Raw genomic sequence first — 11,561 nt, 5'->3', positions numbered from 1 at the left:
TTAGCGAACCAAAAGCCGCCATGTGCGGCTTTTGTTGATCTTGAGTTCGGTGATATTTACACGTAATATTCCGCCTTATTACTCGTGTCTGTTGACCGAACACGCTTTTTATCGACATTTCGCCAATTTGCGAGAGTCTAGCCTTTTGGAGCTAATCATGAACATCAATTCTGATGCAAAACTAAAAGACCTCTTAGAGTTCCCTTGTTCATTCACTTACAAAGTAATGGGCCACGCTAAGCCAGAACTGACTGAGCTAGTACTAGAAGTGATCCAGCGTCATGCTCCTGGTGACTACAGCCCAACGCTAAAACCAAGTGCGAAAGGTAACTACCACTCTGTTTCTATCAATATTACTGCGACTTCAATTGAGCAAGTAGAAACTCTTTATAAAGAACTGGGCGAGATCGAAATCGTTCGTATGGTTCTGTAATCTCCGATTACACATGAAAAACAGCGGCTTATTGCCGCTGTTTTTGTTTAAAGCGCCCTATCTAGCTCAAATTCATTCAACTTAATTTTCAATAAATACAAAGAAAGTTGAAAAACCTTGCAGTCCGTCTGTAGTTAGAATCATGTTTCGCGTTTATAATGCGTTCACTTTATTAATCCTTGAGGGAGTGCAGCTTTGCAAAATAAGCTAATCGTAAAAAAATTAGGCCGTCAGGATTACGAACCTGTATGGAAAGCCATGCATAAGTTCACAGACGAACGCACGGAAGAAGACCTAGACCAAGTTTGGTTGGTTGAACACAACCCTGTCTTCACTCAAGGACAAGCAGGCAAAGCTGAGCATGTATTAAATGCCGGTGATATCCCTGTAATACAAAGCGATCGCGGTGGCCAAGTGACTTACCACGGCCCAGGCCAATTAGTGGCTTACTTTCTGATTAACATCCGCCGCAAGAAATTCGGAGTACGTGATTTGGTTACTCATATCGAGAACCTCGTAATCAATACTCTGAAAGCTTACAATATAGATTCAGCTGCCCGACCTGACGCTCCTGGTGTTTATGTCGATGGCAAGAAAATCTGTTCACTTGGATTACGTATTCGACGTGGCTGCTCGTTCCACGGGTTAGCACTCAACGTCGATATGGACCTGTCTCCATTCCTACGTATTAACCCATGTGGTTACCAAGGTATGGAAATGGCGCAGGTAAGCCAACTCGGCGGACCAAGTGAACTAGAAAACGTTGAGCAACAGTTAATACAAGAGCTCGTAGAGCTACTCGGCTATGACCAAGTAGACATTCAAGCCACCAGTAACATTACAGCAGAAGCATAAAATCATGAGCAAACCAATCCAAATGGAAAAAGGCGTTAAATATCGTGACGCTGACAAAATGGCATTAATTCCCGTAAAGAATATGCCTGCTGAACAGAAAGAAGTTCTACGTAAGCCTGAATGGATGAAGATTAAACTTCCTTCAGACAGCCATCGTATTCAAGAAATCAAATCAGCAATGCGTAAAAACAACCTGCACTCAGTTTGTGAAGAAGCGTCTTGCCCTAACCTAGCCGAGTGTTTCAACCACGGTACGGCAACGTTTATGATTCTTGGCGCTATCTGTACTCGTCGCTGCCCGTTCTGTGATGTTGCCCATGGTCGTCCTGTTGCTCCTGAAGCTGAAGAGCCGAAGAAACTGGCTAAAACAATTCAAGACATGAAACTGAAGTACGTTGTAATCACTTCAGTTGACCGTGATGACTTGCGTGACGGCGGTGCTCAGCACTTTGCTGACTGTAACCGTGAGATTCGCGAACTCAACCCAAATATTCGTATCGAAACACTGGTTCCAGACTTCCGCGGTCGTATGGACGTTGCGCTTGACCTAATGAAAGACAACCCGCCAGATGTTTTCAACCACAACCTAGAGACAGCGCCACGTCTATACCGTAAAGCGCGTCCAGGTGCGAACTACAAGTGGTCTCTTGATCTACTGAAGAAATTCAAAGAGCAGCACCCTGATATCCCAACAAAATCAGGTGTGATGATGGGTCTTGGCGAGACAAAAGAAGAGATCGTTCAAGTACTGAAAGACCTTCGCGAACATGGTGTGACTATGCTGACACTAGGTCAATACCTAGCACCAAGCCGTCACCACTTACCAGTAGAACGCTACGTGCCGCCTTCTGAGTTCGATGAGCTGAAAGAGATTGCTCTAGAGCTAGGCTTTACTCACGCAGCGTGTGGCCCGTTTGTACGTTCTTCTTACCATGCGGACTTGCAAGCTCAAGGTATGGAAATTAAGTAATCACGATTGCTTAACGAACAATGCAAAGGCGCTGAATATTATGTTCAGCGCCTTTTTTCTATCTTGTTCGTGCCGCTATAGCTTTATATTTCGTGCCACTAAGCTTTATATAAAAACAACAAAGCCACTCTTTATGAGTGGCTTTGTGCTTAATATTTCAAGTTCAGAGGAGGTAATTTCAAAAAGCCCAGATAGGGTTCTGCATTAACCGAAAGATGCCCAGATAACCGTTGCTACCAAAATTGGGCACACAAACTTCACATACATTGGCCAAACCTTACCAAACCAACCAAGTTGAAAATCAGGACTGCCTTGTTCAAGCTCTTTCACTTTTGAAGCTCGGCTCCATACCCAACCACCAAACACACAGAACATCAGTGCAGCGACTGGTTGAAGATACTGAGTTGCAATCATCGCTACCATGCCAAACATCGCAGCAAAGTTGTAAACAATCACCACACTAAACAGCGCGATAGCACCACCAATCACCCAGCTTGTTGGCGTTCGTCTAGTATTGAAACGCTCACTCACTAGCGCAACCGGGCCTTCAAGCATCGAAATCGAAGAAGTCAGCGCAGCAATCGTTAGTAGTAAAAAGAACACAATCGCAAAGATCTGTCCAAGCACACCTAAACTATCAAACATCAACGGCAAAACCGTGAATACTAGAGTGTCAGAGCTTAATAGTGAGCCGTCTTCAGCGTAGATTTGAACGCCTTTTTGCATCGCAACAAACATTGCTGGCATCACCACTAATCCAGCAATAAAAGCGACAGCAGTATCCACCAGAGTTACGTTCATCGCCATTTTTGGTAGGTTCTCTTTCTTGCTTAAGTAAGAGCCATAAACCAACATCGAGCAACCGCCAATAGTGAGTGAGAAGAACCCCTGTCCCATTGCCGCCAGAATCAGTTTTCTATCCCACACTTTCTCAAAGTCTGGAATAAGGTAATGTTTTAGGCCTTCCATCGCGCCAGATTGCGTCATGATGTAAACAAACAATAAGCCAAATAAAACAAACAGCGCAGGCATCAAACGAGTCGACCATTTCTCGATGCCTTGCTTAACACCGCCCTGCACAATCAAGATAGTCAGTACATAGAACGCGACGGTACCAAATACGTTGCGCTCAACACTGAAGCCCTTAAACCAATCAGCAATCGCTTCTAGGCCGATAAGATCCGCGACCGCACCAATTAAGAAACAGATCAACCAGCCACCAACAATACTGTAAAACGCCAACACTGCGCTTGGTACACTCAGTCCAACCCAACCGACAAACTCACCGACTTTCTTACCCAAAGGGTTTGTCGTCAAAGATCGCATGCTATCAACTGGGTTTGCTTGGCCGTGACGGCCTATAGCCATCTCAACCACCAACATAGGGAAAGCAACCACGAAGATCATGATCAAATAGACTAAAAGGAAAGCGCCACCACCGTTGCTAGCAACTTGAGTCGGGAAACCCCAAATATTACCCAAGCCAACCGCTGCACCAGCCGCTGCTAAAATAAAACCTAAACGAGAGCTAAAGTGCTCTCTTGAAGAGGAAGATTGTTGGTCCATATCGCCCGCATTAAAAATCAGTGAACTAGTTGAGAAGTACAGTAATAAAAAGCAATGATAGGCACAACCAATAAATGAACAATTCTCTGATTTTTACAATCAATGCGCTATTTAGAACAACAAAATTAACAAAAAACCAGTCTTATCGTTCAATTATAAGCAACAAAGCGAAGCAGTAGGCTTAAGAAGGAAATGGATTGAATTGAGATAAATACTCGCCGTGTGGTTCCATTTATACAAACAAAAAGAGCACCGACCGGTGCTCTTACTATTCATCACTAGACTCGAATTAAATTGTGAAGACTTGGTAATCTTTTAAGTTCGGAATGATTTCATGCAGTTCTTGCTCTTGTTCTGCCATCTCATCAAGTGAATCACAGAACTCATTCGCTTCCTCCTGTACTTGTTGAGAGTGTTCTTTCATTCGCTCTTCAACTTTCAGCTTTAATTCAGCCATACTGTCAGCCAGTTCAGTCAGGTTTAGGCCACCGTCTTGTTTCATTTTTTCTGACATCGCATTAAAAGCGCTAGAGATAAATTCTTGGTTAAAGATTTCTTTCGCCTTCTCGAAATCTTCAGACCAGCCATTGGCCATCGAATCAAAGCTTTCTGCAGGCAACACTAATTCGCCATCTTTGTAATAACGCGCTTCCAGTTCTGCAAAGTAGGTTTTCATTGATTCTTTTACATTATCAAATGACTCAGGTGAATCCAGGCTAGCCGCGATATCATCAATCACGTCATTGGCTAACGCTAAGCTATCGTTGGCCATTTGTTTCGCTCGAGGTAAGTACTCACTCATGTTTTCGCGATATTTCTCAATCGCCGCTTGTTGGTCGGCATCAAGCTCAACCTTCTCACCATGAATATAGAGGTCGTTGTTATCATCAAAAACGGCCGTATCACCATTCACTTGATGGATTTCGACTTTTTGGTCATCAATTCGTAGTTCATTCTTCAAATCAACTCGACACTGAGCAGCAAACGTTGGCAAGCTCACAACAGCGATAACCGCTGTTAGTGATGCAATTAATACATTGTTTTTCATAACATCCTCTCATCAATCTGACAGATTACTATACCCTTGGTATATGCTCCTTTGTCAGAGAAACGTTTTATATCTATTAGTCAGTTAGTTAGTCGATAGAGATAACTTCGTAGCAAAACTGTTTATCTGCGACCTTAAACTCAATCTCATCACCAACTTCTTTACCCATTAGAGCCTGGCCAAAAGGTGCATTTGCCGTCACGATGGCAATCTCATTCTCATTCCACGTGACAGAAAGTCCGCCGACTCTCGGCCCCATAAAAAAGTGTTTATATTTATCATGCTCGTCAATGACCACAACGTAACTGCTCACCGTAACCTTCTCACTATCACGCAACACTAAGTTACGATAACACTGAATATCGTCTTCACACTCTTGTACCCTCACCGCTTGACCATGGGCGAGATACGAAGCTTCTAATGCCAATGTATCGTACTTATGTTCAGGCACTGTCTCTTCATCTGTCGCAGCATCAATAGCGCGTTGAGTAGCAGATTGTGCGATACGTAATCGGGATTCAAGTTGCTCTATGATTATTTGGCGAAGCTCAGACTTATTCATACTATTGGGGTGCTTTTCTATAGGAGCTACAGAATAGAATTAGGTACAATCAGGTGCAAGACATTTGATTCATCAAGCGACGCTATCATGAATGGGCGCCCGCTTTAGCATCAATACGACACTTAATAACTCAGGTAGAACATAAATGATTGAGCAGAAGCTAAAACAAGTATTCGGATTCGACTCACTGCGCAATGGGCAAAAGCAAGTCATTGATAACGTTCTATCTGGTCACTCGACTGCCGCGATATTCCCGACAGGCTCAGGTAAATCGCTGTGCTATCAATTACCAGCATTAGAGTTACCGCACTTAACCTTGGTGATATCGCCACTGTTAGCCTTGATGAAAGACCAACTCGCTTTCCTGCACAGTAAAGGCATTAGCGCAGCGGCAATCGAATCAAGCCAAGACCGACAAACCACACAACAGGTTATGCAGTCAGTGCGTAACGGTGACACCAAGATCCTCATGATCTCCGTCGAGCGCTTGAAGAACGAACGCTTTCGTCAGTTTATCTCCCAAGTGTCGATCTCACTGCTTGTGGTCGATGAAGCGCACTGTATTTCAGAATGGGGACACAACTTCAGACCCGACTACCTGAAGCTTCCTCAATACCAAAAACAGCTCAATATTCCTCAGGTTCTACTACTGACAGCCACTGCGACTACAGCGGTTATCCAAGATATGAAGTCAAAGTTTGAAATTGATGAGGAGCGCGTTGTGGTTACGGGTTTCTATCGTCAAAATCTCGATCTGTCGATTCAACCTTGTGAACAAACCAGTAAGCTAGAAACCTTGTGCAATGTGGTTAACCAAGCTTCTCTCGCTCCGACTATTGTTTATGTCACCCTTCAACAAACGGCAGAGATGGTGGCTCAGCAGCTTCGCAATGCTGGCGTTAATGCAGTGGCTTACCATGCGGGTCTTAAGCCTGAAAATAGAGATGCTATTCAACACCAATTCATGAATGATGACGTGAGCTGTATCGTCGCAACTATCGCGTTTGGTATGGGCGTGGATAAGTCCAACATTCGCCGAGTGATTCACTTTGACTTACCAAAATCGATCGAAAACTACTCACAAGAGATCGGCAGAGCTGGTCGAGATGGGCAAGCGTCTGAATGTATTTTACTGGCTAACAAACACGGTTTAAGCACACTCGAGAACTTCGTTTTTGGTGATACGCCAGACAACATATCGATCCAAGCGGTATTAAAAGAGATCTACGAAAATCAAAACATTGGCGCTTCTGGCTCGAATCAATGGGAGATCATGCTTAATCAACTATCACGTGAATCCAACATTCGTCAGTTACCGCTAAAAACACTACTGGTGTATCTCGAAATTGAAGGTGTGATTGAGCCCAAGTACAGCTACTTCGCAGACTACAAATTTAAGTTCATTCGTCCGAAACAGCAGATCACAGAGCAATTTCAAAGTGAACGTCGTCAATTTGTCGAAGCGATTTTCCAATGCTCTCCTCAAGCAAGAGTGTGGTGCCAAGTCGACTTCGATGCGCTTTGGACACACTTCCAAGCCGATCGTCAGCGTGTGATTGCAGCTATCGACTACTTCAATGAACAAGGTTGGATTGAACTAGAAAGCAAGCAGATCACCGATGTCTACGCTATCCACAATACCTCTGAAGATATGATGCAACTGTCAGAGCGCCTTACTCAGTTGTTTAAAGCAAAAGAAAACAGCGAGATAAACCGTCTTAACCAGATGCTGAACTTCTTTGAGGCGGATACTTGCCTAAGCTCACGCCTTGCGAGTTATTTTGCCGATGATAAAGCACCAACAAACTGCGGTCACTGCTCTGTATGCCGAGGAAAAGTAGCAATCTTACCAACCGTTGATGTTGAACCTGTCGATGATGAGACGGTGATGGCATGGATAAATGAGTTCATTTCCAACAGCCAACAACTGATTACCGATGAGGCAATTACTCGCTTCTTATGTGGAATCGCCACCCCGCTGTCAACCAAACTCAAAGCCAGTAAAATGGTCGGTTACGGCAAGCTAGAGCAGCAACCGTTCAGTGATACCTTAGCGCGAGTAAAACAACTTCCTAGGTAATTCTTACTTATAAAAAACCGACTAGGCTATGAAGCGTAGTCGGTATTCATCTCACTCATTATCTTTAAAAGAAGCTCAACTGACGCATTTGGTCTTTGGGTTGCAGCATTACACTTAAACCAAGTAGGCGTATCTCTCGCCCTTGTTGTCTTTTCAGTATTTCACTAAGCAGCTCTTTGAAGTGTTCACGATCGAGAGAGGCGTGGATGTGCTCAATCGTGGTTTGTTGAAAGTCGGCGAACTTGAGCTTAATGCCCTGCTTGATGATCGCTTTGCTTGGACTAGCCTTTTCTAAGCGAGTCTCGAGTTCAGGAAATAACTTGTCTTCGATTACCTGCCAACATTCAGCGTAAGTTGAAATATTTTGAGTGAAGGTGCGCTCTACGCCTACCGATTTTCGCTCGCGCTCGATGATAACTTCTCGATCATCAATGCCATGACTGCGCTTCCAGAGTGATGCACCTTGACGGCCAAACTTGAGTAGCAGGTCTCGATAGTCAGACTCTTTAATATCCTTACAAGTAAAGAAACCTGCTTGATGCAGCTTTTCAATGCTCACCTTGCCAACACCGGGAATCTTTTCAAGTGGTAGCTCATCGATCACTGATTGCACGTCTTGTGGAGGGATAACAAACTGACCATTGGGCTTATTCAGATCCGAGGCCACTTTCGCCAAGAATTTAATCGGTGCAATTCCTGCAGAAGCTGTCAGGTTCAGTTCGTTCCAGATATCACGGCGAATAGACTCGGCAATAAGTGTTGCTGAACCATGACACCGCTTAGAATCGGTGACATCAAGGAAAGCTTCATCCAAAGAAAGAGGTTCAATGATTGATGTGTATCGAGAGAAGATTTCGCGGATCTTTTTAGATATCTCGACATAGACCGACATTCTTCCCGGCACAACCAATAGATTAGGACAAAGCTGCAGGGCTTTTCCGGTAGGCATTGCAGAGCGAACACCAAACTTGCGGGCTTCGTAATTACAGGTACTCAAAACACCGCGTTGCTTTTCATGCCCACCAACAGCTAACGGGCGATTTCGGTAAGCAGGGTTATCACGCATTTCTACAGCAGCGTAAAAACAATCCATATCAACATGAATTATTTTTCTTACTTTCTCTTCACCCGCGCTACACATCTAGGAATCACTCGACCTTACAACTGTATCTATAAACAGTATAATCCAATTATTATCAGATTTAAAACGATCTCGAGTCCAGCTAAAGAGGTTTCTCTTCAATAGCCATGAGCTCTTCTGATACTATTGTTAACGAGTATTTAGTCTATAAGTAGGGATCGCTTGTGAGTGAAAAAATACTAGTAGTGGAAGATAGCCGAGCATTTCGCAACTACCTGTACCAACAGCTGAAAAATAGCGGTTATGAGGTAGCAGTTGCTGAATCGATTGCAGAAGCAAAAAACATCTTGGAACAAGAGACGGATTTCTTGTGTGCCGTATTAGATTACTGCTTACCTGACGGGCAAGACGGTGAGATCATTGATCTCGTCTTAGGCTATCAACAGAAAATCATTGTCCTGACCGGGATGTTCGACAATCAACTGCGAGAGCAAGTCCTAGCCAAAGGCGTTATCGATTACATACTTAAAGACAGTATGTCATCAGTAAGCTACCTACTTCCCCTGGTTCAAAGAATTTCGAATAATCGCCATCACAAAGCATTGGTTGTCGATGATTCAGCGGTCGTTCGCCGTTACATAGCTCAACTTCTAGAACACCAATATATCCAAACTATCCAAGCCGAAGATGGCGAACAAGCATTAAAGCTCCTTCATAACGATCCCGATATTACGTTCGTTGTTACAGACCATGATATGCCGAAGAAAGACGGTATAGCGATGATCCGTGAGATACGACGCGATCACGACAGAAACCAGTTGGCTATTCTAGGGTTATCAGGCAGCGATGATCGCACCATGACAGCTCGATTCCTTAAAGCGGGGGCTAACGACTTCCTTTACAAGCCTTTTAACCAAGAAGAATTTTTTTGCCGTATCCATCAACTGCTTGATATGAAAGAAGCGGCCAACGAGCTATTTCGACATGCCAACGAGGATGCTCTTACTGGCTTATGGAACCGTCGTTACCTGTTCAATCAAACATGTAAAGGTTGTGAGCAGCGCAGTATAGCCATGATGGATATCGACTTCTTCAAGAAAGTGAACGACACCTACGGTCACGATGGTGGTGATGCAGTCCTCGTGGAAGTCGGCAAGATCATCAAAGACCATTTTAAAGATGATGTTGCTGTACGCTTCGGTGGCGAAGAATTTTGTATTCAGTCGTGTGGTTCGTTTGAGAGCTTTGTTGACAACTTAGAGTCCATGAGAGAAGCCATTGAAAGCCATGTTGTTGAGCATGACTCTCAAAGAATCAAGGTCAGTATCAGTATCGGCGTAACCGATTTAGACGCGAAGCTAGATGAGCAGATCAAAGCCGCTGATGAGCTTCTTTATACGGCAAAAGAGCAAGGTAGAAACCAACTAGTGTTTGCGCGTAACAGCATGCAAATCGAACAATAGTCATTCGCCTCTGTTTCCATTTTTGGTATACCAAGATTAATTGCTAGACCTCAAAACTAAAAAAGCTCAAGACGATAATCTTGAGCTTTTCAATTTGAGGGCATAGATAACTCTATCCCCTATGACTGTCACCAATTAAGCGATACGGTCTTTACTCCAAGCCGCTTCTTTTTGTTGACGCTCAGCCAGCTTCTCTTCACGGTAAGCTTCACGTGCTTCACGCTTCTTACGCGCGTCACAAGGTTCAGGGCAGTTACATACTTTATCAATACCAACAGCACCTAAACCGCCACAGCTACCTTTCACAACTTTCTTTTGGATAATGTAGCCAATTGACATCGCTGCGATTACTGCAAGAAAAACACCAAATGTAATCAGAAATGTATTCATAATTATCTCGCTTACCTTATTTACCTAAGTATGGCTTAAATGCTTCAGAAGCAATTTCTTTAAAGCCATCTGCTGTTTTTACCACCATGAACACTGGGATGTTATGTTGGTTTGCGACTTCCATTCCTTTTTCCTCACCTAAGACCATAAGGCCCGTAGATAAGCCGTCTGCAGTCATTGAAGACGGGTTTAAAACAGTCACAGAAACCACTTTATGGTGAAGAGGCTTTCCTGTTTCAGGGTTGATGATGTGTGAGTAACGAACACCATCACGTTCAAAATAGTTACGGTAATCACCAGAGGTTGCGATAGCCATATCACCCGGCTCGATGATCTCTTGGATATTACGCTCATCAACGCTTGGTTTCTCAATCGCGATACGCCAGCCCACGTTCTCACGGTTTAAACCTTTCAGACGAATTTCGCCACCAACTTCAACCATGTAGTTGTGAATACCGATAGAATCAAGGTAGTCAGCGACGACGTCAACACCCCAACCTTTTGCAATCGTGGATAGATCGACATACAGGTTAGGTAGGTCTTTCTTCAACATGTTGCCTTCAACACTAAGATGATGGATACCAATCTTAGCCTTGCGAGCCGCCAGCTCTTCATCTGATGGCACAACTTCAGGACGAGCTTCAGGACCAAAACCCCATAAGTTAACTAACGGACCAACCGTTACATCCAGAGCTCCTTCAGTAAGACCGTTCAAACGAATCGCTTCTTTCACAACCGTCGCTGTTTGCTCAGATACTTCGAACGCATCCGCACCTTTATGCTGGTTGAAACGGCTTAATTCGGAATCTTCACGGTAAGTCGACATCTGGTCGTTTACTTCTTCAAGTAGACGATCGATCTCTGTATGAACTTCATTAGACTCAGGAAATTCATCACCATTGATGTATTTAATATTGTAACTCGTGCCCATCGTTGGGCCACTCAAATGCACTTGCTCTCTTGACTGCTCACAGCCCGCAAGAAAAATCAAAGAAGTTAATGCAACAAGCCAAATTCTCACTTGCTTACTCCTGTCTAATGTTGAGGATTTATATAAGGAAAAATAAGAGTAAAAAATAGGTATTTTGAATGCCTTACTCTTTCTTATATAAG

At 43.8% G+C, this 11,561-nt stretch carries 11 protein-coding genes; 5 read left to right on the top strand and 6 right to left on the bottom strand.

Going from position 1 to position 11,561, the window contains the following annotated elements:
- Positions 1-154: 154 nt before the first annotated feature.
- The 3 genes from ybeD to lipA all read left to right on the top strand — a co-directional run bounded on the left by ybeD (position 155) and on the right by lipA (position 2,258).
- Complete coding sequence (gene ybeD / locus AB4384_RS02420) at positions 155-433, top strand: DUF493 family protein YbeD (protein WP_026084358.1); 279 nt, start codon at positions 155-157, stop codon at positions 431-433.
- 195 nt (positions 434-628) lie between these two features.
- The gene (gene lipB, locus AB4384_RS02415) at positions 629-1,288 is read left to right on the top strand and encodes a lipoyl(octanoyl) transferase LipB (protein WP_017068510.1); all 660 of its coding nucleotides are present in this window, start codon (positions 629-631) and stop codon (positions 1,286-1,288) included.
- 4 nt (positions 1,289-1,292) lie between these two features.
- Positions 1,293-2,258 carry a lipoyl synthase gene (lipA, locus tag AB4384_RS02410; protein WP_017064177.1) on the top strand — a complete coding sequence of 322 codons (966 nt, stop codon included), beginning with the start codon at positions 1,293-1,295 and terminating at the stop codon, positions 2,256-2,258.
- A gap of 204 nt (positions 2,259-2,462) precedes the next feature.
- Here the strand turns inward: lipA and AB4384_RS02405 are convergent, their stop codons facing one another.
- The 3 genes from AB4384_RS02405 to AB4384_RS02395 form a co-directional block, all read right to left on the bottom strand.
- Positions 2,463-3,824, bottom strand: coding sequence for a sodium-dependent transporter (locus AB4384_RS02405; protein ID WP_017059919.1), 1,362 nt, complete (start codon positions 3,822-3,824; stop codon positions 2,463-2,465).
- A 289-nt stretch (positions 3,825-4,113) separates the two neighbouring features.
- Positions 4,114-4,872 carry a YggN family protein gene (locus tag AB4384_RS02400; protein ID WP_017059918.1) on the bottom strand — a complete coding sequence of 253 codons (759 nt, stop codon included), beginning with the start codon at positions 4,870-4,872 and terminating at the stop codon, positions 4,114-4,116.
- 88 nt (positions 4,873-4,960) lie between these two features.
- Positions 4,961-5,434: a GreA/GreB family elongation factor gene (locus AB4384_RS02395; RefSeq protein WP_372128819.1), complete on the bottom strand. Its 474-nt coding sequence runs from the start codon at positions 5,432-5,434 to the stop codon at positions 4,961-4,963.
- A 145-nt stretch (positions 5,435-5,579) separates the two neighbouring features.
- Between AB4384_RS02395 and AB4384_RS02390 the strand changes: the two genes are divergently transcribed.
- A complete protein-coding gene (locus AB4384_RS02390) occupies positions 5,580-7,514 on the top strand; it encodes an ATP-dependent DNA helicase RecQ (protein WP_372128816.1) in 1,935 nt (644 codons plus the stop codon).
- Between the two features lie 64 nt (positions 7,515-7,578).
- Here AB4384_RS02390 and dinB read toward each other — a convergent pair whose 3' ends face one another.
- A complete protein-coding gene (dinB, locus tag AB4384_RS02385; protein ID WP_017071277.1) occupies positions 7,579-8,655 on the bottom strand; it encodes a DNA polymerase IV in 1,077 nt (358 codons plus the stop codon).
- 164 nt (positions 8,656-8,819) lie between these two features.
- Here dinB and AB4384_RS02380 point away from each other — a divergent pair, with 164 nt between their 5' ends.
- Positions 8,820-10,058, top strand: a complete 1,239-nt coding sequence (locus AB4384_RS02380; protein ID WP_017071276.1) for a response regulator — start codon at positions 8,820-8,822, stop codon at positions 10,056-10,058.
- 135 nt (positions 10,059-10,193) lie between these two features.
- Here AB4384_RS02380 and nqrM read toward each other — a convergent pair whose 3' ends face one another.
- A complete protein-coding gene (gene nqrM / locus AB4384_RS02375) occupies positions 10,194-10,448 on the bottom strand; it encodes a (Na+)-NQR maturation NqrM (RefSeq protein ID WP_009848378.1) in 255 nt (84 codons plus the stop codon).
- Positions 10,449-10,464: 16 nt separating this feature from the next.
- Positions 10,465-11,469 carry an FAD:protein FMN transferase gene (locus AB4384_RS02370; RefSeq protein WP_017059913.1) on the bottom strand — a complete coding sequence of 335 codons (1,005 nt, stop codon included), beginning with the start codon at positions 11,467-11,469 and terminating at the stop codon, positions 10,465-10,467.
- Positions 11,470-11,561 lie beyond the last annotated feature (92 nt).

This window comes from Vibrio sp. 10N.261.51.A4 (genome assembly GCF_041471945.1).
Taxonomy (GTDB): Bacteria; Pseudomonadota; Gammaproteobacteria; order Enterobacterales; family Vibrionaceae; genus Vibrio; species Vibrio crassostreae_C.
This window is presented reverse-complemented; position numbering and strand designations above follow the sequence as displayed.